The organism is Clostridium algoriphilum (genome assembly GCF_020443705.1).
In the GTDB taxonomy this organism is placed as follows: Bacteria; Bacillota; Clostridia; order Clostridiales; family Clostridiaceae; genus Clostridium_AD; species Clostridium_AD algoriphilum.
The window spans coordinates 26,396-50,502 of the sequence record NZ_JAIZZK010000025.1; the positions used below are offsets into that span (position 1 = coordinate 26,396).

24 protein-coding genes and 1 pseudogene are annotated in these 24,107 nt (G+C 32.9%); 13 read left to right on the forward strand and 12 right to left on the reverse strand.

Annotated features, from left to right (window positions below):
* Positions 1-236: 236 nt before the first annotated feature.
* From LGK95_RS16135 to LGK95_RS16155, 5 genes are all read left to right on the forward strand, one after another.
* The gene (locus tag LGK95_RS16135; RefSeq protein WP_226125800.1) at positions 237-1,676 is read left to right on the forward strand and encodes an NAD(P)/FAD-dependent oxidoreductase; all 1,440 of its coding nucleotides are present in this window, start codon (positions 237-239) and stop codon (positions 1,674-1,676) included.
* 15 nt (positions 1,677-1,691) lie between these two features.
* On the forward strand, positions 1,692-2,951 hold the full coding sequence (locus LGK95_RS16140; RefSeq protein WP_226125801.1) for an NAD(P)/FAD-dependent oxidoreductase: 1,260 nt from the start codon (positions 1,692-1,694) through the stop codon (positions 2,949-2,951).
* Between the two features lie 6 nt (positions 2,952-2,957).
* On the forward strand, positions 2,958-3,323 hold the full coding sequence (locus LGK95_RS16145; protein ID WP_226125802.1) for a DUF1667 domain-containing protein: 366 nt from the start codon (positions 2,958-2,960) through the stop codon (positions 3,321-3,323).
* A gap of 142 nt (positions 3,324-3,465) precedes the next feature.
* Complete coding sequence (glpK, locus tag LGK95_RS16150; protein WP_226125803.1) at positions 3,466-4,959, forward strand: glycerol kinase GlpK; 1,494 nt, start codon at positions 3,466-3,468, stop codon at positions 4,957-4,959.
* 80 nt (positions 4,960-5,039) lie between these two features.
* Positions 5,040-5,747 carry an MIP/aquaporin family protein gene (locus LGK95_RS16155; protein WP_226125804.1) on the forward strand — a complete coding sequence of 236 codons (708 nt, stop codon included), beginning with the start codon at positions 5,040-5,042 and terminating at the stop codon, positions 5,745-5,747.
* 102 nt (positions 5,748-5,849) lie between these two features.
* Here LGK95_RS16155 and pyk read toward each other — a convergent pair.
* A pseudogene (gene pyk / locus LGK95_RS16160) lies at positions 5,850-7,268 on the reverse strand (pyruvate kinase).
* A 378-nt stretch (positions 7,269-7,646) separates the two neighbouring features.
* On the opposite strand from pyk, the gene LGK95_RS16165 reads away from it, so the two are divergent.
* The 3 genes from LGK95_RS16165 to LGK95_RS16175 are packed head-to-tail and all read left to right on the forward strand — an operon-like array spanning position 7,647 to position 8,757.
* Positions 7,647-7,904 (forward strand): spore coat associated protein CotJA, encoded by a 258-nt coding sequence (locus LGK95_RS16165; protein WP_226125805.1) that lies wholly within the window; start codon positions 7,647-7,649, stop codon positions 7,902-7,904.
* The gene (locus LGK95_RS16170) at positions 7,894-8,172 is read left to right on the forward strand and encodes a spore coat protein CotJB (protein WP_226125806.1); all 279 of its coding nucleotides are present in this window, start codon (positions 7,894-7,896) and stop codon (positions 8,170-8,172) included. Before LGK95_RS16165 ends, LGK95_RS16170 begins: the two co-directional genes overlap by 11 nt.
* A gap of 3 nt (positions 8,173-8,175) precedes the next feature.
* Entirely contained in the window at positions 8,176-8,757 is a 582-nt protein-coding gene (locus LGK95_RS16175) for a manganese catalase family protein (RefSeq protein ID WP_226125807.1), read from the forward strand.
* 136 nt (positions 8,758-8,893) lie between these two features.
* On the opposite strand, the gene LGK95_RS16180 is transcribed toward LGK95_RS16175, so the two are convergent.
* The 11 genes from LGK95_RS16180 to LGK95_RS16230 form a co-directional block, all read right to left on the reverse strand.
* Positions 8,894-9,271, reverse strand: coding sequence for a DUF5661 family protein (locus tag LGK95_RS16180; protein ID WP_226125808.1), 378 nt, complete (start codon positions 9,269-9,271; stop codon positions 8,894-8,896).
* Between the two features lie 163 nt (positions 9,272-9,434).
* Entirely contained in the window at positions 9,435-9,770 is a 336-nt protein-coding gene (hisE, locus tag LGK95_RS16185; protein ID WP_226125809.1) for a phosphoribosyl-ATP diphosphatase, read from the reverse strand.
* Between the two features lie 66 nt (positions 9,771-9,836).
* Positions 9,837-10,163 carry a phosphoribosyl-AMP cyclohydrolase gene (gene hisI, locus LGK95_RS16190; RefSeq protein WP_226125810.1) on the reverse strand — a complete coding sequence of 109 codons (327 nt, stop codon included), beginning with the start codon at positions 10,161-10,163 and terminating at the stop codon, positions 9,837-9,839.
* 18 nt (positions 10,164-10,181) lie between these two features.
* Positions 10,182-10,943, reverse strand: a complete 762-nt coding sequence (hisF, locus tag LGK95_RS16195) for an imidazole glycerol phosphate synthase subunit HisF (protein ID WP_226125811.1) — start codon at positions 10,941-10,943, stop codon at positions 10,182-10,184.
* A 3-nt stretch (positions 10,944-10,946) separates the two neighbouring features.
* Positions 10,947-11,663, reverse strand: coding sequence for a 1-(5-phosphoribosyl)-5-[(5-phosphoribosylamino)methylideneamino]imidazole-4-carboxamide isomerase (gene hisA / locus LGK95_RS16200; protein WP_226125812.1), 717 nt, complete (start codon positions 11,661-11,663; stop codon positions 10,947-10,949).
* A complete protein-coding gene (gene hisH, locus LGK95_RS16205) occupies positions 11,660-12,265 on the reverse strand; it encodes an imidazole glycerol phosphate synthase subunit HisH (protein ID WP_226125813.1) in 606 nt (201 codons plus the stop codon). The genes hisA and hisH overlap by 4 nt, the downstream gene beginning before the upstream one ends.
* 11 nt (positions 12,266-12,276) lie before the next feature.
* Positions 12,277-12,867, reverse strand: a complete 591-nt coding sequence (hisB, locus tag LGK95_RS16210; RefSeq protein WP_226125814.1) for an imidazoleglycerol-phosphate dehydratase HisB — start codon at positions 12,865-12,867, stop codon at positions 12,277-12,279.
* Between the two features lie 44 nt (positions 12,868-12,911).
* Positions 12,912-13,973, reverse strand: a complete 1,062-nt coding sequence (gene hisC, locus LGK95_RS16215) for a histidinol-phosphate transaminase (protein ID WP_226125815.1) — start codon at positions 13,971-13,973, stop codon at positions 12,912-12,914.
* Positions 13,973-15,265 carry a histidinol dehydrogenase gene (hisD, locus tag LGK95_RS16220; protein ID WP_226125816.1) on the reverse strand — a complete coding sequence of 431 codons (1,293 nt, stop codon included), beginning with the start codon at positions 15,263-15,265 and terminating at the stop codon, positions 13,973-13,975. Before hisD ends, hisC begins: the two co-directional genes overlap by 1 nt.
* Complete coding sequence (hisG, locus tag LGK95_RS16225; protein WP_226125817.1) at positions 15,265-15,912, reverse strand: ATP phosphoribosyltransferase; 648 nt, start codon at positions 15,910-15,912, stop codon at positions 15,265-15,267. Before hisG ends, hisD begins: the two co-directional genes overlap by 1 nt.
* Positions 15,913-15,914: 2 nt before the next feature.
* Positions 15,915-17,183 (reverse strand): ATP phosphoribosyltransferase regulatory subunit, encoded by a 1,269-nt coding sequence (locus LGK95_RS16230; RefSeq protein WP_226125818.1) that lies wholly within the window; start codon positions 17,181-17,183, stop codon positions 15,915-15,917.
* A gap of 361 nt (positions 17,184-17,544) precedes the next feature.
* On the opposite strand from LGK95_RS16230, the gene LGK95_RS16235 reads away from it, so the two are divergent.
* The 5 genes from LGK95_RS16235 to LGK95_RS16255 all read left to right on the forward strand — a co-directional run bounded on the left by LGK95_RS16235 (position 17,545) and on the right by LGK95_RS16255 (position 24,107).
* Positions 17,545-18,630 carry an ABC transporter ATP-binding protein gene (locus LGK95_RS16235; protein WP_226125819.1) on the forward strand — a complete coding sequence of 362 codons (1,086 nt, stop codon included), beginning with the start codon at positions 17,545-17,547 and terminating at the stop codon, positions 18,628-18,630.
* 85 nt (positions 18,631-18,715) lie between these two features.
* Complete coding sequence (locus LGK95_RS16240; protein WP_226125838.1) at positions 18,716-19,534, forward strand: ABC transporter permease; 819 nt, start codon at positions 18,716-18,718, stop codon at positions 19,532-19,534.
* Positions 19,535-19,536: 2 nt separating this feature from the next.
* Positions 19,537-21,372, forward strand: a complete 1,836-nt coding sequence (locus LGK95_RS16245; RefSeq protein WP_226125820.1) for an extracellular solute-binding protein — start codon at positions 19,537-19,539, stop codon at positions 21,370-21,372.
* A gap of 154 nt (positions 21,373-21,526) precedes the next feature.
* Positions 21,527-23,014, forward strand: a complete 1,488-nt coding sequence (locus LGK95_RS16250) for a spore germination protein (RefSeq protein ID WP_226125821.1) — start codon at positions 21,527-21,529, stop codon at positions 23,012-23,014.
* A complete protein-coding gene (locus tag LGK95_RS16255; RefSeq protein WP_226125822.1) occupies positions 23,007-24,107 on the forward strand; it encodes a GerAB/ArcD/ProY family transporter in 1,101 nt (366 codons plus the stop codon). The genes LGK95_RS16250 and LGK95_RS16255 overlap by 8 nt, the downstream gene beginning before the upstream one ends.

The following is a 24,107-nucleotide window of genomic DNA, read 5'->3' on the forward strand; positions in this document are numbered from 1 at the left end:
ATATACCTTATTATACCCAGTTTATCACAGTCTTATTTTCCATTCAAGCAAAATTATATTATTACACCGTTATTAGAAAATTATGAAAGCGTTTAAATTTCACTTGTACTTATCTAATTATTATGTTAGTATGTAATTAAATAAGTAAGGGCGGAGAAAAGAGAGCCTTGATGTATGGGTATTTTATACCTATTTATCAAGGCTCTCTTTTTATTTGCATTTAGGAGGTAATAATAATGTATGATGTAACTATTATTGGTGCTGGTGTTATTGGCTGCTCAATATCAAGAGAGTTATCTAAATATAATTTAAAAACATGTGTAATTGAAAGATCTAGTGATGTTGCTTCTGGTACTACAAAGGCAAATAGCGCGATTGTTCATGGAGGGTTCGATGCTAACCCAAGCACTCTCAAAGGAAAATTAAACGCAAAAGGAAATGCAATGTTTACTGATCTTGCTAAGGAATTAGATTTCCCCTTTAAAAGGAATGGTTCTTTGGTTTTGTGCTTTGACAAAAAAAATATGGTAGATCTTAAACATTTACTCGAGCAAGGTGAAGAAAATGGGGTTCCTGATTTAGTTATTCTTGATGGTGATCAAGTTAGAGGAATGGAACCTAATGTAACAGAGAAATGCGTTGGTGCCTTAGATTCTCCAACAGGTGGAATAGTTTGTCCGTACGAAATGACTATAGCTATGGCTGAAAACGCATATAGCAACGGTGTTGAATTTATATTTGAAACTGAGGTGAAAAATATAGAAAAGAATCCAAGTAGTTATGTTATAAAGACTAATAAGGGTGATATTGAAACAAGACTAATAATAAATGCAGCAGGTTTATATTCAGGAGAAATTAATAATATGGTTAGCAATAACAAGATTGATATAGTTCCAAGACGAGGAGAATATGTTTTATTCGACAGAACTGCAGGAGATTTAATAAAAAAGACTATTTTTCAACTTCCAACTAAACTTGGAAAAGGAGTTCTAGTTACCCCTACTGTAGATGGTAACCTTTTGATTGGACCTAATGCTGTTGATTTAGAAGATAAAACTAATCTTTATACAACTCGCGAGGGTATTGATGATATCGTTTCAAAAGCTCAATTAAGCATTGAAATGCCATTTCCTATGAATATGGTTATAACTTCTTTCTCAGGTAATAGAGCGACAACTAAATTAGACGATTTTATTATAGAAGAAGCGAGTGACGCTAAAAACTTTATTAATGTAGCAGCAATAGCCTCTCCAGGTCTTAGCAGTGCTCCAAGTATTGCTACAATGGTAGTGGATATGGTAAATGAAAAATTAGTTCCTTCAAGGAATGAGAAATTCAACCCAATAAGAAAAGGTATAAGAAAATTCAGAGAAATGTCTAATGAAGAGCGAAAAGAAATAATTAAGGAAATCCCTGAATATGGAACAGTTATATGTAGATGTGAAACTGTAACAGAAGGTGAAATATTAGATTCTATAAGAAGACCACTTGGAGCAAAAACACTTGATGGGGTTAAGCTTCGTACAAGAGCTGGAATGGGTAGATGTCAATCTGGTTTCTGTTCAACAAGAGTTGTAGACATTCTATCAAAAGAACTTAATATACCAAGGTGTGAAGTTACAAAATCAGGTGGAAATTCTATCTTATTAACTGGTAAAAGTAAAGAATCTTTATAAATTGGAGGAATATATATGCAAGAATATGATTTAATCATAATTGGTGGAGGTCCTGCAGGACTTGCAGCTGCCGTTTCTGCAAAGGAGCAAGGAATAGACAATATTTTAATTATAGAAAGAGATAATCAATTAGGTGGTATTCTAAATCAATGTATTCATAATGGTTTTGGTTTGCATACATTTAAAGAAGAACTTACTGGTCCTGAGTATTCACAACGCTTTATTGATAAGGTTATTGATCTTAAAATTGAGTATAAGCTAAGTACAATGGTTTTAGATGTAAATGATAATAAGCAAGTTACCGCTGTAAATACAGTAGATGGAATTTTAGAACTTCATGCGAAAGCAATTATACTTGCAATGGGCTGTCGTGAAAGACCAAGAGGAGCCTTAAACATACCAGGAGCAAGATGTGCAGGTATATATACCGCAGGAACTGCTCAAAAATATGTTAATGTTGAAGGTTTAATGCCAGGCACAGAAGTTGTAATACTTGGTTCCGGAGATATCGGACTTATAATGGCAAGACGTATGACTCTTGAGGGTGCAAAGGTTAAGGCTTGTGTAGAATTGATGCCTCATTCAAGTGGACTTAAGAGAAATATTGTACAGTGCTTAGATGATTTTGATATACCTTTAAAATTAAGCACTACTATAACAAATATACATGGTCATGACAGACTTGAAGGTGTTACTATAGCTAAGGTGGACGAGCACAGAAAGCCAATTAAGGGAACTGAGGAGTATATTGCTTGTGATACATTACTTTTATCTGTTGGCCTTCTTCCTGAGAATGAACTTTCTAGGAAAGCAAATGTTACATTGAATAAAGTTACTGGTGGTCCTGTTGTAGATGAAAGTATGCAGACAAGCATCCCTGGAATATTTACATGTGGTAATGTTCTTCATGTTCATGATTTAGTAGATAACGTAACCACTGAAAGTTACACTGCTGGTAGAAATGCTGCAGATAGCATAAAGGGAATTTATCACGCTGGAAAAATTATTGATGTATTTGCAACAGCTGGAGTTAGGTATACTGTACCAAGCACTATCAATCCAGAAAACATTGGTAATGGAATAGATGTTAGGTTTAGAGTCGGGGAAGTTCATAAAGCTGCTTATATTTCTGTTTACTTCGATGACGTTCGCGAAATGCATTTAAAGAAAAAGATACTTACACCAGGTGAAATGGAAAGTATAAAGCTAACTAAAGCAATCTTTGATAAATATAATGACTGCAAGAAAATTACTATTAAAGTTGAAAAGGAGTAGTAAATTATGAGTACAAGGGAATTGACGTGCATAGGCTGTCCAATAGGTTGTGCTCTCGTAGTAGAACTTAATGGCAAAGAAGTTATAAGTGTATCCGGAAACAGTTGTAAAATTGGTGAGAACTATGGCAAGAAAGAATGTACCAATCCAACTAGAGTCGTTACTTCATCTGTTTTAGTTTCTGGTGGAGATTCTGCAGTGTGTCCTGTAAAAACTGAGCAAGATATACCAAAAAAACTAATCTATGCCTGTGTTAAAGAATTAAAAGACGTTGTAGTAAAAGCCCCTATTTCTATAGGTGATGTGATACTTAAAAATGTACTTAACACAGGAGTAAATATTATAGCTACCAAGAATGTTAACGTGGTATAATAGTAATTGCAAATCAATATACTAATTTTGATTTGGAACAATCTGATCAAGAAGAATTCACGATATTATTCAATTTAATATCGTGTTTTTATAAAAATCAAGTAAACGGTTACTAATAAAAACTATGAGGAGTGTAGAAATTATGGCTCAGTATGTTATTGCACTAGACCAAGGAACAACAAGTTCAAGATGCATTTTATTTAACAAAGATGGGTTAATTGCAAGTGTAGCTCAAAAGGAATTCACTCAAATATATCCTAAGCCAGGTTGGGTTGAGCATGACCCTATGGAAATATGGGCAACTCAATTAGGTGTAACGCAAGAAGCTATGGCCAAGATTGGTGCAACAGCACATGATATTTCGGCGATTGGTATCACTAACCAAAGAGAAACTACCGTGGTTTGGAATAAAAACACTGGAATTCCTGTATACAATGCAATTGTTTGGCAGTGCAGAAGAACAGCTGGTATGTGTGATGATTTAAAAGCTGTAGGTTTTGATAAAATAGTACGAGATAAAACCGGACTCATACTTGATGCTTATTTTTCTGGAACAAAAGTGAAATGGATACTTGATAATGTTGCTGGTGCTCGCGAAGATGCTGAAAAAGGTAATTTATTATTTGGTACTATTGATTCATGGTTAATATGGAAATTAACCAATGGAAAGGTACATGTAACTGATTATACAAATGCCTCTAGAACAATGCTATACAACATTCACGAATTAAAATGGGACGACGAAATACTTACCACTTTAGATATACCTAAATCAATGCTTGCAGATGTTAAACCATCAAGCTATTGCTATGGATATACAGATAATTCCATATTCGGGTCTCCAATAGCAATAGCTGGCGCAGCTGGAGATCAGCAAGCTGCATTGTTTGGACAAACTTGTTACCAAGCTGGAACTGCTAAAAACACTTATGGTACTGGTTGTTTCTTGTTAATGAACACTGGTGAAAAAGCAGTTGAGTCTCACAACGGTTTACTTACAACTATAGCTTATGGTATTGATGGTAAGGTTAACTACGCTCTTGAAGGAAGTGTATTTGTTGCAGGCGCTGCTATTCAATGGCTAAGAGATGAATTAAGGATGATTAAGTCTTCACCTGATTCTGAAGAATATGCTACCGCTGTCGATAGTACAGATGGTGTATATATGGTACCAGCATTCGTTGGACTTGGTGCACCATACTGGGATCCATATGCAAGGGGTACAATAGTCGGTTTAACTCGCGGGACTAAGAAAGAACACTTTATAAGGGCCGCACTTGAATCAATAGCTTATCAGACAAATGATGTATTAAAAGCTATGCAAGAAGATTCAGGTATTACACTTAAAGCCTTAAAGGTTGATGGTGGTGCATGTGCTAACGACTTCTTAATGCAGTTCCAGTCAGATATATTAGATGTTCAAGTTGACAGACCAGATGTTATTGAAACAACAGCACTCGGTGCTGCTTATTTAGCAGGCCTCGCAGTTGGATACTGGAAAGACCAAGAAGAGATTTCAAAGAATTGGGCACTATCTAGATCATTTCAATCAAAAATGGGAGAAGAAAATAGAGTTGAACTTCTAAAAGGTTGGCATAAGGCTGTTGGAAAATCAAGGGATTGGGAAGGAAAATAAGATAACTTTAAGGAATGTGTTGATATGTAAAATCAATACATTCCGTTGATAAAATATTTATTAATCAGGAGGAAAATAAAATGGATACAAAATTATTAGCTGAATTTTTTGGTACTATGATACTTATTCTTTTAGGTGACGGTGTAGTTGCTGGCGTTGTATTGAACAAAAGTAAAGCTCAAAATGGTGGATGGATGGTAATTGCATCTGGTTGGGCAATGGCAGTTATGATTCCAGCATTCATTTTTGGGGCAATGAGTGGTGCTCACTTTAATCCAGCACTTACTATAGCCTTAGCTGTAGTTGGGAAATTTCCATGGTCTGAAGTTCCTGGCTATATTATAGCTCAAATGTTAGGAGCAATGGCTGGAGCTACACTAGTATGGCTTGCATACTTAGAACACTGGAAAGTAACAGATGATAAGCCAGGAAAACTCGCAATATTTTGTACAGGACCAGCAATAAGAAAATATTCCTCCAATTTTATAACTGAGGTAATTGGAACATTTGTATTAGTTTTTGTTATTTTAGGTATAGGTGGAGTAAAAGCCGCTGATGGAATACCAACATTTGTTGTTGGCGGATTAATTTTAGCTTTAGGACTTTCTTTAGGTGGACCAACGGGATATGCTATTAACCCTGCAAGAGATTTAGGACCAAGAATTGCCCATGCAATATTACCAATAGCTGGTAAAGGTGATTCTGATTGGTCATATTCATGGATTCCAGTATTTGCACCAATAGTTGGAGGAGTATTAGCATCATTACTTTATGTAGCAATATTTTAATATAATAAATAAATTATTAATATAGGGTATTAATAAAATAAAAACATTCAATATGTATTTTAATATTGGATGTTTTTATCTTTGCAACAAAATTATCTCCACCTATACTTCTTGTATTTTCATCATATTGGTAGTACCAGACTGTCCAACAGGTATCCCTGCTGCAATTATGACAACGTCACCTTTTTTTATATATCCTGCATTTAAGCATTTTTCCACTGCATCCGCCATTAATTCATCTGTAGAAGTTAACTTTATTGAAATAATAGTCTGCAATCCAAAACTAATGGATAGACTCCTTGCAACTTATTTGCTAGGTGTTACAGCAATAATTGGACACCTTGGTCTGTATTTTGATACCATTCTAGCAGTATGACCACTTTGAGTTGCTGTTATTATTGCTGATACCTTTAATTCATCTGCTGTGGTACATGTAGCAAGACTTATAGCATTGGATATGTTACTAAGAGATCCATATCTTATTTCATTTAAAGCGGATCTAAAGTCAATATTTGACTCTGCTTCAATGGCTATCTTAGACATTGTTAAAGCAGCCTCCAATGGATAGTCACCATTAGCACTTTCACCACTAAGCATGATTGCATCAGTACCATCAAAAATAGCATTTGCTATGTCTGAAGCTTCAGCTCTAGTAGGTCTTGGATTTCTAATCATAGAATCTAACATCTGGGTTGCAGTTATAACAGGTTTACCAACCTTATTACATTTATGTATTATCATTTTTTGAACTATAGGAACCTTTTGAATTGGTATTTCAACCCCCATATCTCCTCTAGCAACCATAATACCATCAGAAACCTCTATTATAGAATCTATGTTATCTACGCCTTCTTGTGTTTCAATTTTTGATATTATCTGGATGTATTCGCCACCATTTGCATTAAGTATCTTTCTAACATCTAACACATCGTCTGCTTTTCTTATGAAAGAAGCGGCTACGATATCAACCCCTTGTTCACATCCAAATATTAAATCTAATTTGTCTTTGTCAGTTACTGCAGGAAGACCAATAGATACGTTTGGAACATTTATCCCCTTATGATTTCCTATATAACCAGAATTTACAGCTGTGCAATTTATTTCAGTGCCTTCAATTGAATTAATTTTAAATTCAAGAAGACCGTCATCCACAAGAATTGTACCATTCGCCTTAAGGTCATGGCAAAGAGATTCATAAGAAACAGAACATCTCTCTTTATTTCCTAGTATCTCTTTACTACAACTAAAGGTGAATTTCTGTCCTTTATCAATTAAGACCTTATCCCCACTAAAATTGTGAGTTCTAATTTTAGGGCCTTTAATATCAAGCATTATAGCAACGGATTTATTAAGTTCCTCCCTAAGATTTTTTATAAGATCAATTTTTATTTTATGATCCTCATGTGTACCATGTGAAAAATTAAGTCTAGTAACATTCATTCCTATATCCATGAGTTTTGTCAACATCTTTTTACTATCGCTAGCAGGGCCAATTGTGAAAATCATTTTTGTTCTTTGCATAATTAATATCCCCTTTGCTGTTTAAGTTAATTCGGAAACTCTCGTTCCTACGGATTTGAAAAGTTACTAAAATATAATAATGCATCAAAAAAACATAGTTATATGTCACATAGAAAAAGAGACTAAACTAGCTTATGCTAATAGTATTTATCTCTAGTATCTCTAGTATTTACAATTTTTCTAATTTTATTACTTTGCTACTTTACAAATCTCGATTTTATGGTTTTATAAAACTTGGTACTATTGAATTTGATGGTATCACAAAAATGTTCTTTGGTGCACGAGCAGTAAATTACATATTATTTTAAATAAAATGATCACTATCTCAACCACTCGAATATGATAACACGTAGTTAATAATATGCATGGAGGTTTGAATTGGAACAAAATGAAAACAAAAAAAAGATAGCAGAATATTCGACAATGAATAATTGTATTCCACAAGAAACTGTAATAAAAAATATCAGATTGGCTGCAGCGTATGTTCCTTACCAGAAGCTTTGCACACTTTTTGCGCCGTTAGAAGCTCTTAAAAGAGGAACTGCTTTTCCCGAGCTTTATAGTCCGTACAATGGAGAAGACAAAAATCACAGTCCATTACAATCAAGTAAAAAGGGGAGAACCTATGGAGAATAAAATGGAGCTTTTGAAACTAATTGTCGCTTCAGAGTTTATGAAAGAAGACTTGGCTTTATATCTTAATACGCATCCAATGGATCAAGAGGCTATTGCAAAGTACAATTTTTACGTAATGGAATCAAAGGGATTAAAAGAAAGCTATGAGATGAATTACGGAATGTTATCTGAACACAATTCTTTGAGCCCTTATCCATGGCAGTGGATAAATAATCCATGGCCTTGGGAAAGTGATGCTAATTTCGATTTTAAAAAGAAGGGGATGTAATATATGTGGACATACGATAAGTTCTTACAGTATCCAGTAAAAATCAAAAATCCAAATCCTGAAATGGCAAAAATTATTATTACTCAATATGGTGGACCAGATGGTGAATTAGGTGCCTCATTAAGATATCTAAGTCAACGATTTTCAATGATTACTCCTCAAGCAATATCAACATGTAATGATATTGGTACAGAAGAATTGGCTCATTTAGAAATGGTTGGCGCAATGGTAAGGCAATTGATGAAAGGTGCCAGTCTTGAAGAAATTGAAAAAGGTGGTATGGCAGGCTATTATGTAGACCATGGTAGAGGTGTATACCCTGTAAGTTCTGCAGGTGTTCCATTTAATGCTTCGTATATTCAATCAAAGGGAGATCCAATTGTAGATCTTACTGAAAATTTAGCTGCAGAACAAAAAGCGAGGGCAACGTATGAATATCTAATAAATATGGCTGATGATCCTGATGTATTAGAGCCCTTAAAATTTCTACGTGAAAGAGAAATTGTTCATTATCAAAGGTTTGGTGAATCTCTTAGAATTGTTCAGGATTACTTACAAGAACCTCACCTCTTCACAATGAAATGATAAAATAATTAATAATAACAAGTTATATTATTAATGACATAGCAAATAGCTTTAACAAATTTAAATCAAAAATAAATATAGCTGAAGATTAAAATCTTCAGCTATATTTACCGATTTTTACTCTATTTTTTAAAGTTTACTCACCCCAATATTTTTCTGCTTCCTCTTCCATTTTATCTAATCTTTTATAATAATCCGGAAATTCATTCAAATGAGCAAGAGCTATTTTACCAGTTAAAATAGGGTCATCATTTGTCACATTGGTAAATTTATCCACACTACCATGCTCTAATTCAACATCTAACCCATCTCTAAATTGTTTTACGTCAAACTTATCAAATTTAATATTTAAATATTTAGCAACGAATATTGCCTCTTCTGTAGTAAATTTTTTTTCAGAAGAACTTCTTTTGCCAAAAGATCGCGTCATATTGCTAGATATCATTTCATTGTTCATCTGCTCATATTGATATATGCTCATAATATTATAAAAATGTGGCCACCTGTAGTACATATATACCCTCCATAAAAATAAGTGTTATATTATATTATGTATAATAAATTATTTTTATACTGAGTTTCGGCCTCTTATAAAGATTATATTAGTGTATGCACTAAGTAAAATGCTTAGTGTATGCACTAAGTAAAATGCTTAGTGTATGCACTAAGTAAAATGCTTAGTGTATACCTTCAATATCTACTCTTTTTTGTTTTTTATTACATATTTTACCGCGTCTTTTTTCAAGCTCAACCACTACATCCTCTACCTTTATTCCCTTAAGCACCATAAGCACTAATGTATGATAGAATAAATCAGATATCTCTCCAACGGTTTCTTTAGAGTCATCATTCTTACTGCTAATTATGACTTCGGCACTTTCTTCTCCTACTTTTTTAAGAATTTTATCTATTCCTTCTTCAAATAAATAACTAGTATATGAACCCTCTATAGGGTTTTCTTTTCTCTCTTCGATAATTTTATAAAGTTCTTGTACTACGTTGTTTTCACTCATTTTGCCATTCTCCTTTTATATTTATTTCATCACTTTAATTGTACAAATATAGTTTTTAATTTACCTTTACTCTTTGATCTTAACTTCCCTATAAAAACAACTTTTGTTTCCTGTATGGCAAGCTGCCCCAGTTTGCTCTACTTTTAAAAGCAATGTATCACCGTCGCAATCAAATCTTATGTTTTTTACATGTTGAAAATGTCCTGATGTTTCTCCTTTATTCCATAATTTTTGTCTAGATCTACTAAAGAACCAAGTTGTTCCAGTTTCAATAGTCAGTTTAAAAGATTCCTCGTTCATATATGCAAGCATCAGTACTTCTCCACTACACTCTTCCTGAATAATTGCAGGTACTAAACCATTATTAAATTGAATTTGCTTTATGTCATCCATTATAAACACCACATTTCTTTATATTCTTATTTCTACGCCCTTATTTTTAAGGTACTCTTTTACTTCTTTAATGGATAGTTCTTTGTAATGAAACAAAGAAGCTGCAAGTGCAGCATCTGCTCCACTTTCCTCAAATACATCATAAAAGTCCTCTATTTTTCCACAGCCACCTGATGCAATTACAGGTATATTTACAATATCCGTAATTGCATTTATGAACTCTATATCATACCCTTGTTTTGTTCCATCTGCATCCATACTTGTTAAGAGTATTTCACCTGCGCCTAGATCTTCAACCTCTTTTGCCCACTTCACTGCATCAAGTCCTGTATTTATTCTTCCACCATTTATAACTACATGCCAGCCTATATTGTCCTCGTTCTTTTTACCATCTATGGCAACCACAACGCATTGGCTTCCATATTTTGATGCCGCCTCAGTTATAAGTCCCGGATTACGAATTGCAGCAGAGTTTACAGATATTTTATCTGCTCCAGCTCTAAGAATTTCTTTAAAATCCTCTATGCTCTTAACTCCTCCACCTACAGTTAAAGGGATAAACACCTTTTCAGCAGTCCTTTTTATAACATCTATCATTGTTTTTCTTCCCTCATGAGTTGCAGTTATATCTAGAAAGACAATTTCATCTGCCCCCTGATCGTTATAAAACTCTGCAATTTCTACAGGGTCTCCAACATCTGTTAAATTAACAAAGTTTATTCCTTTCATTACCCTTCCATTAGTTACATCTAGGCAGGGAATAATTCTTTTAGTAAGCATCTGTTACAACCTCCCCTGGATAATAGCTTCTTCAAGAGATATATCTCCACTATAAAGTGCTTTCCCTATAATTGCTCCATACATATTCATCTTCTTAAGTTTTTTTATATCTTCAATACACTTCATACCACCAGATGCAATAATATTACAAGTAACCAGGTCATTTAACTTTCCTGTTGCCTCAAAATTAGGCCCACTCAAAGTTCCATCACGACTTATATCTGTGTAAATAATAGTTTTTACTCCTATACTCTCCATTTGTTTTGCAAAATCTATATACTCTATTTTACTACTTGTCCGCCATCCTTCTACTGCTACAAATCCATTCCTTGCATCAATTCCAATTGCAATTTTATCTTCAAACTTCTTTACTGCTTTTTTGACTAAGGAGGGATTGTTTAAAGCTGCAGTTCCTAGTATTACCCTACTTAAGCCCTTTTCAAGTAGCATTTCAATAGTCTCTAAAGAACGTACACCACCGCCTAATTGAATAGGTATATTTAAATCCTTAATAATTTTATTTACACTTTCTAAATTTTCCATGTTTCCACTTAAGGCTCCATCTAAATCTACCATATGTAAATACTCTGCTCCCTGCTTTGCAAAGTTTAATGCTGTTTTTAACGGATCTTCTGCAACTATTTGAGATGAAGTAAATTCACCTTGATAAAGTCTAACACACTTCCCATTTTTTAAATCTATTGCCGGAAATATTTTCATTTCACTACCTCCACAAAGTTCTTAAGTAATTTCATTCCAAAATCGCCACTTTTCTCTGGATGAAACTGCATACCAAATATATTACCCTTACTTACAATTGCAGGTATCTTTTTCTCATACATACAGTATGCATTTACAATACCCTCCTCGCAATTTTCTGCATAAAAAGAATGCACAAAATAAACATACTTATTTTCTGGTATACCCTCGAGTAATGGAGTATCATTTTCAAAAGATAAACTATTCCATCCCATATGTGGAATTTTTATAGAACCCTCTAATTTCTTTACGTTTCCTTTTAATAAACCAAGTCCTGGGCATTTTTCAATCTCGTAACTTTCCTCAAAGAAAAGCTGCATACCAAGACATATGCCAAGTATTGGTTTTCCTTCCTTTGCTGCAGCTTTAACTACTTTATCTATTCCCGTTTCGTGCATATTCTTCATTGCATCCGGAAAGGCACCTACACCTGGCACAATAATGCTTCTGCATTTTGCTATTTCCTCAGCATTTGAAGATATAATTGACGGTATATTCATTGACTTAAGCGCATTTTGAACACTATTCAAATTTCCAACACCATAATCCACTATTGCTATCATAGTTGTCCTCCTTATAAAGATCCTTTTGTAGATAAAACTCCTTTTATCCTAGGGTCATAGGTTAAAGCTTCATTTAACGCTTTTCCTAAAGCTTTAAACAATGCCTCCACCATATGATGATTGTTTTTTCCATATATAACTCTTGCATGAAGCGTTATTCCACCATTTGCTGCAACAGCTCTAAAAAATTCCTCCACCATTTCTGTATCAAAACTTCCAATTTTGTCAACAGTAAAGGTTGCATCAAATACAAGGTAAGATCTTCCACTGAGATCCACAGACACTGTCGCCAAGGCTTCATCCATAGGTACAAAGCTTGTTCCATACCTTTTAATTCCCTCTTTCCCCTTTAACGCCTCTTTGATAGCACTACCGAGTACTATTCCTACATCTTCAATTGTATGATGAGAATCTACAAGTAAATCCCCTACTGCTTTAACAGATAAATCTAAAAGTCCATGTTTTGCAAAAAGACATAACATATGATCAAAAAAACCTATGCCTGTATCTCCATCATAATTTCCAGAGCCATCTAAATTTATACTTAAATCAATATTAGTCTCTTTACTTTTTCTTGATATTTTTGCTTGTCTCTCTATCATATTACACTCTCCTTTTTTCCTTGCAACATGCAATACCTGAAAACCTACATATTGTTATCATTACCCAAAGTAATATTGTTTAATAAGCAATCATTTTCTTCTCTACTTCCTATGGTTATTCTTAAACAGTTTTCTAAAACACCAGAAGTAAAACTCCGTACATTTATGCTTTGTTCTAAAAGTTGTTCTTTCACTAATTTTGCATTAAGCACCTCAACTAATATAAAATTTGCTTCTGCTTTATAAAGCTTTATGCCATCTATACAACTTAGTTTTTCCCATAAATACTTTCGCTCTATAAGTATGCGCTCCACATTTTTATATATTATTTTTGGTTCTTCTAAAACCACAGATCCGATACTTTGCGTTATTGCATTTACATTATAAGGAGGTTTTACCTTCTTAAGTTCTTCCATTAAAACATTATTTGTAATCAAAAATCCAAGTCTTATTGCTGCAAGTCCAATTTTTGAACAAGTTCTAAGCACAATTAAATTCTCGTATGTATTAATTTTGTCGACTATTGTTTCTCCATAAAATTCAAAATAAGCCTCATCAATTACTACAATGCATCTGCATCCTTCTATTATTTTAATAATATTCTCTCTTGTAATTGTACCCCCTGTAGGATTATTAGGGTTAGATAAAAATACTATTTTAACCTCTTCACGATTAGCCATTGTAATGAAACCTTCTACATCCAATTTTAAGTCTTCACTTAATGGAAATTCAATTGGTATTCCTCCTGCAACTTTTGTGTATAGCCCATACATTGAGAAATCAGGACTTTGGATTGCTACTTTAGCACCAGTATTTAGAAATGTATGTGCAATAATTTGTATACACTCATCGGAACCATTTCCAGCCATTACATTTATACTTTCGACTTTTGCATACTTTGCATAAAGATTGCATACCTGGAGAGCTCCTGCATCAGGATATCTATTATATATTGAATCTTCTATTACCATGCCAAGTTTCCTTCGCGTTGCAGCTCCTAAGTTATTAAAACTTTCATTGGCATTTAACCTAACTTTATAATCAATTTTACCTGCATTGTATGATTCAAAATCACTTAAATCTTTTCTAAAAAAATCTTGTATCATTATTTAAACCTCACTTTAATAGAATTTCCGTGAGCGGTAAGCCCTTCAACCTCACTAAGCGTTATCACATTGTCCTTAACTTCACTAAGTGCTTCCTTAGTATAGTAAATATAACTTGATTTTTTAATAAAATCATCTACAGATAGTGGTGAAAAGAATTTTGCCGTTCCACTAGTTGGAAGAACATGATTTGGACCAGCTATGTAATCCCCTAGTGGTTCTGGCGCATATTGCCCGAGAAATATTGAACCTGCGTTCTTTATATCTCCTAAATAATCAAATGGGTTCTTTATCATAACTTCAAGATGTTCGGGTGCTATTTTATTCGCAAGTTCTATTGCTTCTTTTATATTTTTGACTATTAATACAACTCCATATTTCTCTAAAGATTCCTTTATGATTTTGCATCTACTCATATCTTTTATTTGAATTTCTAACTGTTTTACTACCTTTTCTGCTAGTTCCCTTGAAGTTGTTATAAGCATTGCTGATGCAAGAACGTCATGCTCTGCTTGAGACATTAAATCTGCAGCAATAAATTTCTCATTTGCAAACTCATCTGCAAGTATCATTATTTCACTTGGCCCTGCAATCATGTCTATGGCAACATAGCCAAATACACTTTTCTTTGCCATAGCTACATAAATATTCCCAGGTCCAACTATTTTATCTACTTTAGATATTATTTTTGTTCCAAATGCGAGTCCAGCAATTGCCTGGGCACCGCCAATCTTATAGATTTTGTCAACACCTGCTATATCAGCTGCAACAAGAATATGAGGATTAATGCTTCCGTCTTTAAGTGGTGGTGTTACCATTACTAAATTCTCAACGCCTGCCACCTTTGCTGGAATCGCATTCATAATAACAGACGACGGATAGGACGCTGTGCCACCTGGTACATATATTCCTACACTTTCAAGCCCTCTTATAGTTTGACCTAAAACAACGCCCTTCTCTTTTGTCATCATCCAAGCGTTTCTCTTTTGTTTTTCATGGAATTCCTTAACATTAACTTTTGCTAGGGTTATTGCATCTAAAAAATCCTGGTCTACCATTTTATATGCAGCTTTAATTTCCTCATCTGATACAATAAGATTTTCAGCAGTAACAAATTTACTATCAAATTTCTGAGTGTACTCTATTATAGCATCATCGCCTCTAGTTCTTACATCTTCTAGTATTTTATTTACTATAATATTTACATCCTTTTGGACATCTTCCGCTCTTTTCTTTAAGGCTTCTACATGTTCTATTCCCTCGTTGCTATTTGCCTCTGTAATTTTTAGCACTATATCGTCGCCTCGCTTTTGTCTACGTATTGTTGTACCTTTACTATTAATTCACTTATCTTTTCTTTTTTCATTTTCATGCTTGCTCTATTTACAATCATTCTAGCACTTATATCACAAATCTTTTCAATAATAATTAATCCATTTTCCTTCAAAGTGTCTCCTGTTTCTACTAAATCAACAATTGCATCAGATAACTCTAATATAGGTGCAAGCTCTACTGACCCATCAAGTTTAATTATTTCAACATCTTCATCATTTTTTTTAAAATATTCTTTTGCAACTGTTGGGTACTTAGTAGCTATCTTTTTGCGATTGTATCCATCATAACTTTTAAAACTTGGTAATGCTGCCACAGCGAACATACATTTTCCAACCTTTAAATCCACTACCTCATAAAATTCTTTGTTCTGCTCCATCAAAGTGTCCTTACCCACAATCCCAATATCTGCTGCTCCATGCTCTACGTAAGTTAGAACATCGGTAGATTTGACTAAGACAAATTCTATATTGTTTTTCTCATCTCTAAGAATTAATTTTCTACCTTTATTCTTAAGCTCCGTACAATCTATTCCAATTCCTTCAAACATTGAAACAGCATATTTCTCTAGTCTTCCTTTTGTTAATGCTATTCGTATTGCTTTCATAGTTATTCCCCCATACTATTAATAAGTTCTTCTTCACTCGTCTTAAAACTCTTTTTAGTTTTAATATCTATTATTTCAACTTTTTCATCCTCAAATATGCAAATCATTTTGTCTATCTTCTTTTGCTCAGCGTATTCTAAACTCTTTTCTTTTTCTTCAAATAAACTTAACTCAGAAATAAAACCCTTGTTTCTAATTCTTTCTGCGAATTTATATGCACTTCCTATTGAAGCATTTTCAAAATGGATGAGAAATTTTTTATTATTCTTTTCACTATCATTCCCTTGTTTTTCAAGAACTGACAGGATGTTATCTACATCAATAGCAAATCCAACTGCTGGCATAGATGCACCAAACTTTGCAATTAAATTATCGTATCTGCCCCCACTAATTATTGTAGTCCCAATTTCACTACTATATCCTCTAAATGTTATACCTGTGTAATAATCAATATGTTGTACCATTCCTAAATCAATAGAAATATACTCACCTAATCCTACACTTTCTATTCTCTCATAAATTTTCTCTATAGTATCTATTGCACCAAGTGCCCTTTTATTTTGAGTTAAAGTTCTTGCCTTTGCAAGTATCTCAATGCCTCCAAATAGCTCTGGCAACTTTTTTAATGCCTCTACATTTTTCAACCCAAGGCTAATCTCTTTTTCTTCTATAAACTCTCGAAGTGCACTAAAGTTCTTGTTTTCAACAAGCCCTCTTAATCTTTCTATTTCACCTTCTGTAAGTTCTATATCCTCTATAAGGCCTTTGAAAAATTCGGCTTGACCAATTTCAAGTTCAAATTTTTGTACCCCTATAGCAAGAAGAGCCTGAATGGCAGTTATAATTACTTCTGCATCTGCTTTTGGACTTTCACTTCCTATTATCTCAACTCCGGATTGTGTCATTTCACTGACCTTTCCATTCCAGTTTTCATTTATTCTAAATATATTTCCACTATAGCATATACGCATAGGGTATGCTGAATCCCTAAGCTTTGTTGCAGTAATTCTTGCTATCGGCATTGTCATGTCTGGCCTTAACACCAATATTCTTCCCGCATTATCAAATAGCTTATACATTTTTTCCTGTTCTATAGATACATCGTCTCCCTGAAAAACATCATAAAATTCTAATGTAGGGGATAAAACCTCTAAATAACCAGCATCTATATTTAATTTCCTAAGTTGATCTATAATCTTAATTTTATTATTACAATCCTCAAATAGTATGTCTCTTGAACCTTCTGGTATATGTCTCTTCCAATTACTCAAAATTTCACTCCCTCAACTTTACTTTACTTCATCGCTTTATCACTGTGCATCATTAACTTAATAAAATATTACCATCTTTTTATATGAATGTCAATCAATTATTGTCTTGTTTATTATTGTAGTTAAATATTTTTACAGTAATTAATTAATTCAACATATAATTACTTATAAACCAATTATATCACTCAACCCTGTACACCTTCTACATAAAAAAGCTTTGAGAGAATATATATTAAAGTTATTGATATTTAAAAAATATTATGCTATCATTCTTGCAGTTATAATTATTGTAAAAGTGCATAATTATAAGTTTAAATAGATTATAATTTATAGATATTATATATAAAGGAGCTGTTACTGCGTGACAAAAAGTGTTTTTGTTCAGTTGTTAAATGTTTGGAAAAGTTTTGATGGAGATGAGCCTATAATTAAAAATTTAGACCTTGATATTAGGAAGGGTGAGTTTTTAACGCTGCTTGGCCCAAGTGGTTGTGGAAAAACTACTACGCTAAGAATGATTGCAGGTTTTGAATTACCTACAAGTGGCGGAATTGTAATTGATGGAGAAGATATGACACAAATGCCGCCATACCTTAGGTGCGTTAACACTGTATTTCAAAACTATGCCTTATTTCCTCATATGAATATCTATGATAATATAGCTTTTGGTCTTAAGATGAAACATATGACAAAAAAAGAAATCAAAGATAAGATAAATGAGATGTTAAAAATGGTTCAACTTGAAGGTTATGAAAATAGAATGCCCTCTATGCTAAGTGGTGGGCAGATGCAACGTGTTGCTATAGCACGAGCTATAGTGAATAGCCCAAAGGTTCTTCTTTTAGATGAGCCACTAGGTGCGCTTGATTTAAAACTTCGCAAGCAAATGCAACTAGAGCTTAAACATCTCCAAAAAGTTCTTGGTATTACCTTCGTCTTCGTAACTCATGATCAAGAAGAAGCTTTAACCATGTCAGATAGGATTGTAGTTATGAACAATGGTGTTATAGAGCAAACTGGAACTCCTGAAGAACTTTATGAGCACCCCAAAACTAAATTTGTAGCTGATTTTCTAGGAGAGACAAACCTACTTGAGGGCGAAGTCTTTAAGTTAAAAGAAAATGAAGTATTGCTTAAACTTTGGGATGACGAAGATATAATTAGAATACCCAACCTAAATTATGAGTTAGGCGATAAATTTATAGTTTCTGTTAGACCTGAGAGGATTACAATAAAAGATCATGTGCAAGAAGGAGATGTTTGGCTAGCATGTAAATTTAAAGAAAGTATTTATGTAGGTTCAAATATTAAAATCATTATGATTCTTAACAACCATAAAGAAATTATAGTTAATGAACCCATAGGTCAAAATTTTATATTTTCGAATGAACCAAGGAATTATTTTATAACCTGGAATCCAAGTCATACTATAGTTATTAAATCATAAAGGAAGCTGAGAAATGAAAACTAATAAATCAAGAAATTTACTGACTAAATATCTATCCTCGATTCTAAAGTATCTGACAACGATTATGCCTGCATTGCTATGGATGATTGTATTTTTTGTTATACCCCTTTTATTTATAGTTGTAGTAAGTTTTTGTACTAGAGGAGAAGTTGGCAATATAGTATATAAGTTTACTTTGTCTAACTACACTAAACTAATAAATCCTTTATACATTAATATTTTTATTAAATCAATTCTAATTGCCATTTATACTACGCTATTATGTTTGCTACTAGGATATCCCTTTGCGTTTATAATAGCAAATGTAGCTAAAAAATATAAACCGTTATTACTTTTACTAATAATACTTCCATTTTGGACTAACTCTTTGGTTAGAACCTATGCAATGATAATATTACTTAAAACAGAAGGAATAATAAATACGCTACTATTATACTTTAATATAATAAATGTACCTCTTAATTTAATGTATAACAATACTGCAGTTATGATTGGTATGTTATATATGATGTTTCCTTTTATGGTACTTCCTCTTTATACCTCTATTGAAAAACTTGATAAGAGAGTACTCGATGCTGCATCTGATTTAGGAGCAGGACCTGTAAATAAGTTTTTAAAGATTATCCTCCCACTAACAAAGGGTGGAATTGTATCAGGTTCTATTTTAGTTTTTATTCCTACCCTAGGACTTTTCTTTGTAACTGACCTTATGGGGGGAAGCAAAGTAATCCTTATGAGTAATCTTATAAAAAATCAGTTCCTCACTGCAAGAGATTGGCCCTTTGGTTCAGCGATATCAGTTGTTTTAATAATTGTTATGCTCTCGGTGATCATTTTTAATTCAAGGATACCCGGAAATAAAAGCACTAAGGAGGTATTATAAGTATGGGCAGAAAAAAAACAGGATTTGCGAAAATCACATATTTACTTTTAGTATTTATGTTTTTATATATACCCATTATGGTACTTATAGTATTTTCCTTTAACCAGTCAAAATTAAATGTAGTTTGGACAGGCTTCACCTTTAAGTGGTATCAAAGCCTTCTCCATAATGCAGGAATTCTAGATGCTGTTAAAAACTCCTTTATTATAGCTATAATAAGTACAATCCTATCAGTAATTATAGGAACATTGGCCGCCATTGGAATGTATAGATATAAATTCCGTGGAAAAAGAATTGTTGACACTATACTTTATGTGCCACTAGTTATTCCTGAAATAGTTATGGGTATATCACTACTTGCCTTCTTTTCCATTGTGAAAATCCCTTTAGGAAAGGTATCTTTAATTATTGCACATGTAACTTTCAGTATAGCTTATGTTGTTGCCGTAGTTAAAACTAGACTTGACGGATTTGATAAATCAGTTGAAGAAGTAGCTATGGATCTTGGTGCAACCCCCTTAAAGACCTTTTTCTACGTGACACTACCTATTATTATGCCAGGGGTTATTGCAGGTGCTCTACTTGCTTTTACATTATCACTTGATGATGTAATAATCAGTTTTTTTGTAGCTGGACCCGGAAGTGTAACCTTGCCACTTAAAGTTTTCTCCATGGTAAAATTCGGTGTTACACCTGAAATTAACGCTCTTTCAACCCTTCTAATATTATTAACCGTTATAGTAATTTGTTTTGCACTTTTAATTAGAAATGTAAATATTAATATAAAAAAGATTGTAATTATACTAACCTCAATTTTACTTGTATTCGGAGGTATAGGTGGAGGAATATTTTCCTATGCTAATAAAAATGCACAACCTAAGGAAGTTTTAAATGTTTTTAACTGGTCAGAGTATTTACCTCAATCTGTTATAGATAAATTTGAACAAACCTATAATATTAAGGTAAATTATAGTACTTTTTCCTCAAACGAAGAGATGCTAGCAAAACTCATGGCTGGTGGTGGAAATTATGATCTAACTGTTGCCAGCGATTTTATGGTTGAAGTACTAAGTAAACAGGGTCTAATTCAGCAACTAGATAAAAATGATCTGTCAAACTTAGGCAACATAGGCCCTCAGTACCTAAACCTACCTTTTGATAAAGGCAATAAATATAGTACACCTTATATGTGGCTTGCAGGTGTAATATCCTATGATAGTACAAAAATTCCCGAAGGCACAATAAAGGGATATAAAGATCTTTGGAAACCTGAGCTTAAAAACTCTTTAACCGTCCTTGATGACGAAAGAGTTATAATTGGAATGACACTTAAAATGTTAGGCTATCCCCTAAATGAAACTAGACCTGAAGCTCTTCAAAAAGCAAAAGAAGCACTAATAAAACTCCAACCTAACATTAAATCTTATGATAGTGATAGTCCTAAGACAAGTCTTATAAATGGAGAATCAAAAGCGATATTTGCCTGGGGAGCGGAAGGAAGCCTAGCTAGCCGTGAAAATTCAAATATAAAATATGTAATACCAGAAGAAGGTCTATTTCTTCAGCAAGACAACTTTGTAATTCCAAAAGCCGCAAAAAATACTAAGGCTGCAGAACTTTTTATGAACTTTATAATGCAACCAGAAATAAGTGCTGAAATTTCTAAGAAGTTTCCTTATGGGAATCCCAATACCGCAGCTTATAAATATATAAACAAGAAAATACTTGATGATAAGGCAGTTTATCCACCAGAAGACGCCGTAAAAAAAGGTGAGTATTTAAAAGATATAGGAAACTCAGTAACAGAACTAGATAAGATATGGACAGAAGTTAAATAAAAGAGTGGCTAGGATTTTATAAATCCCAAAATGAATTTCTACTATAAGAGAAATATAAGAAAAAAATGTATGTAGATATAATAAATATCTACATACATTTTTTTTAAAAGGGCACACTATTAACATCGAAAAATATACCATAAAGGTGATAGATATGAAAATTGAAAGTATCGAATCTAAAATAAATAATATTAGGGATGTCTTAGGACCATCGGCTCCTATTAAAGTTAAGAATATATCAATTGGTAAAGATCCATCAATACAAGGTGCTATTATATATATTGATGGGCTAGTAGATAAAAATATTATTAATAGGGATATTCTTAATCCTTTAATGATTCAAATACCAAGTTTCATAGCACTAAATAGCAACACCCCCGGTTTTCTGTGTAGTAATTACATAACTGCCGAAAGTTCAGTTATTAAAGGTAATACTGAGGAAGTTTCTAAAGAGATTAAAAATGGCAATACTTTATTTATAATTGAAAATATAGAAGATTATGTAATTATCGATACTAATGGTGGTGAAATTAGAAAAATATCCGACCCAACCAATGAAATCTCACTGAGAGGCTCCAGAGATGGTTTTGTGGAAAACTTAGAAGTTAATATAAGTCTGCTTCGGAGGAAAATAAAAGATTCCAACCTTTCCATTGAAAAACTTGTTGTTGGAAGACGGACACAAACAGATTTAGCCTTAGTTTATATTAAAGATTTAGTTGATACTGAGGTTCTTGATGAGCTAAGGGAAAGAATAAATGCAATAGACGTAGATTCTATTACTGGCATAGGGATATTACTTGAATTTATAGATGAAAATCCCTACAGTATTTTTCCTATGTCCTTGGCCACAGAGAGGCCAGATAGAGCAACCGCAAATATTATGGAAGGAAGAATAGTTTTAATTTTAAATGGTACCCCATTTGTAGTTTCAGTCCCCTCTCTATTTATTGAATTTTTTCATACTGTTGAAGATTATAATGAAAAAACATTATCTGCAAATTTTATAAGGCTTCTTAGAATTTTAACAGTTTTATTAGTAATTACACTTCCATCAGTTTATTTAACATTAATTAAATATAATGCTGAACTCATACCTGTTCAATTTGTTATTCCTATAGTACAATCACGAATAGGAATATCTCTTACCCCTTTTATGGAAATACTTATACTAGAACTACTAATGGAAATTTTAAGAGAAGGAGGATTAAGACTTCCCTCAAAAATAGCACAAACTGTAAGTATAGTTGGAGGCATTATTATAGGAAATGCTATAGTAGAATCAAAAATGGTAAGTCCTACTACTCTGCTTGTAATTGGTATCACTGTTGTTGCTTCCTTTGTGGTGCCCGCTGTCGATATGTCTCTTTCTATAAGGCTGTTAAGATTTCCAATGTTATTTTTAGCAAATACCTTGGGTATAATGGGGATTGCTACAGGCTTTACTTTTCTTATCATTCATTTATCCTCCCTGGAGAATTTTGGGGTTCCATATATGGACTTTAAAAAGGATGATTTAAAGGATACATTTACTAGAGCACCATTATGGAAAATGAATACTCGTCCGTCAATAGTTTCAGACCAGAATAATAAAAAACAAAATAATTTTAGGGATAAATTTAGGAGAAAGAAAGATGAATAAAAAAAATAAGCTAATAACGTCTACTGAACTTTTTTTTATCTTGGTTGGCTGTATCATAGGTATGGGTTTCACTGCTCTCCCTGTGGATGTGGTAAGTATTGCAAAACAGGATGGGTGGATTTCTACCATTATAGGTGGAATATATCCATTATATATTGTTCTAATCGGAGGAGTAATAATAAAAAAATATCCTGATAGTAATATAATGAATTTAAGCAGAGCATACTTTGGAAAAATAATAGGCAATACTTTAAATATGTTGTTTATGCTCCAGTTTTTATTCTATGCAGTATTAGTCATTTCTGGTTCAAGCAATCAATTAAGAGCCTATAGTGTATATTTTATTCCTCATTTTAAGATGGTTATGCTTTTCGCAACTATTGCTTGTTATGCTTCAATTAAAGGCTTAAAGGTATTAGGTAGATTTACTAGTATTACATTTTTTTTATTATGTCTTATAATTGTGGCATCAACAGTAACCTTTAAGTCCTCCAGTATTTTAAATGTGAAACCTTTTTTAGGAGCAGGAGTCCCAAAAATTTTAGAAGGAAGCTTAAAATCTGCCTTTGCTTATGCAAATATGGAATTACTATTAATAATATATCCATATGTAAAGCAAAAAAAAGATATATTAAAAGTTGCTTTAATAAGTACACTTGTGATAATTTTCTTTCATACCTGGGTAGTTTTTACATCTATTTATTTTTCTGGACCGGATTTAATACCAAAACAAATATGGCCTTTCTCCTTCGTAGCTGAATCATTTAAAATACCTGTGATAAATAATTTTAGATATGTAGACATTATTGTATTGACTATTCTGGCTTATAAAACCATATCTATTGAATTTTATGCCTCAAGTAAAATATTAAATAATATTACTAAAATAAAAAGAAAAACAATTTGCTTTTTATTATTTCCAATTATTTTTATTTGCCCAATGTTAATTGGAAATGAAGTAATCAGGAGAGAAATTCTAGGCAAGGCTATGCCTTGGATAACCTTATTTAATATTGCTTATGTAACCTTAATTGCATTATTGACGCTTTTGATAGATAAAAAAAGACTTAGGCATATTGAAAAGATTAACTAG

Excerpts from the sequence above, each read along its gene's own strand:
- LGK95_RS16135 (WP_226125800.1), top strand. The coding sequence starts at position 237 with ATGTATGATGTAACTATTATTGGTGCTGGTGTTATTGGCTGCTCAATA.
- LGK95_RS16140 (WP_226125801.1), top strand. The coding sequence starts at position 1,692 with ATGCAAGAATATGATTTAATCATAATTGGTGGAGGTCCTGCAGGACTT.
- LGK95_RS16145 (WP_226125802.1), top strand. The coding sequence starts at position 2,958 with ATGAGTACAAGGGAATTGACGTGCATAGGCTGTCCAATAGGTTGTGCT.
- glpK (WP_226125803.1), top strand. The coding sequence starts at position 3,466 with ATGGCTCAGTATGTTATTGCACTAGACCAAGGAACAACAAGTTCAAGA.
- LGK95_RS16155 (WP_226125804.1), top strand. The coding sequence starts at position 5,040 with ATGGATACAAAATTATTAGCTGAATTTTTTGGTACTATGATACTTATT.
- LGK95_RS16170 (WP_226125806.1), top strand. The coding sequence starts at position 7,894 with ATGGAGAATAAAATGGAGCTTTTGAAACTAATTGTCGCTTCAGAGTTT.
- LGK95_RS16175 (WP_226125807.1), top strand. The coding sequence starts at position 8,176 with ATGTGGACATACGATAAGTTCTTACAGTATCCAGTAAAAATCAAAAAT.
- LGK95_RS16180 (WP_226125808.1), bottom strand. The coding sequence starts at position 9,271 with ATGTACTACAGGTGGCCACATTTTTATAATATTATGAGCATATATCAA.
- hisE (WP_226125809.1), bottom strand. The coding sequence starts at position 9,770 with ATGAGTGAAAACAACGTAGTACAAGAACTTTATAAAATTATCGAAGAG.
- hisI (WP_226125810.1), bottom strand. The coding sequence starts at position 10,163 with ATGGATGACATAAAGCAAATTCAATTTAATAATGGTTTAGTACCTGCA.
- hisF (WP_226125811.1), bottom strand. The coding sequence starts at position 10,943 with ATGCTTACTAAAAGAATTATTCCCTGCCTAGATGTAACTAATGGAAGG.
- hisA (WP_226125812.1), bottom strand. The coding sequence starts at position 11,663 with ATGAAAATATTTCCGGCAATAGATTTAAAAAATGGGAAGTGTGTTAGA.
- hisH (WP_226125813.1), bottom strand. The coding sequence starts at position 12,265 with ATGATAGCAATAGTGGATTATGGTGTTGGAAATTTGAATAGTGTTCAA.
- hisB (WP_226125814.1), bottom strand. The coding sequence starts at position 12,867 with ATGATAGAGAGACAAGCAAAAATATCAAGAAAAAGTAAAGAGACTAAT.
- hisC (WP_226125815.1), bottom strand. The coding sequence starts at position 13,973 with ATGATACAAGATTTTTTTAGAAAAGATTTAAGTGATTTTGAATCATAC.
- hisG (WP_226125817.1), bottom strand. The coding sequence starts at position 15,912 with ATGAAAGCAATACGAATAGCATTAACAAAAGGAAGACTAGAGAAATAT.
- LGK95_RS16240 (WP_226125838.1), top strand. The coding sequence starts at position 18,716 with ATGCCTGCATTGCTATGGATGATTGTATTTTTTGTTATACCCCTTTTA.
- LGK95_RS16245 (WP_226125820.1), top strand. The coding sequence starts at position 19,537 with ATGGGCAGAAAAAAAACAGGATTTGCGAAAATCACATATTTACTTTTA.
- LGK95_RS16250 (WP_226125821.1), top strand. The coding sequence starts at position 21,527 with ATGAAAATTGAAAGTATCGAATCTAAAATAAATAATATTAGGGATGTC.
- LGK95_RS16255 (WP_226125822.1), top strand. The coding sequence starts at position 23,007 with ATGAATAAAAAAAATAAGCTAATAACGTCTACTGAACTTTTTTTTATC.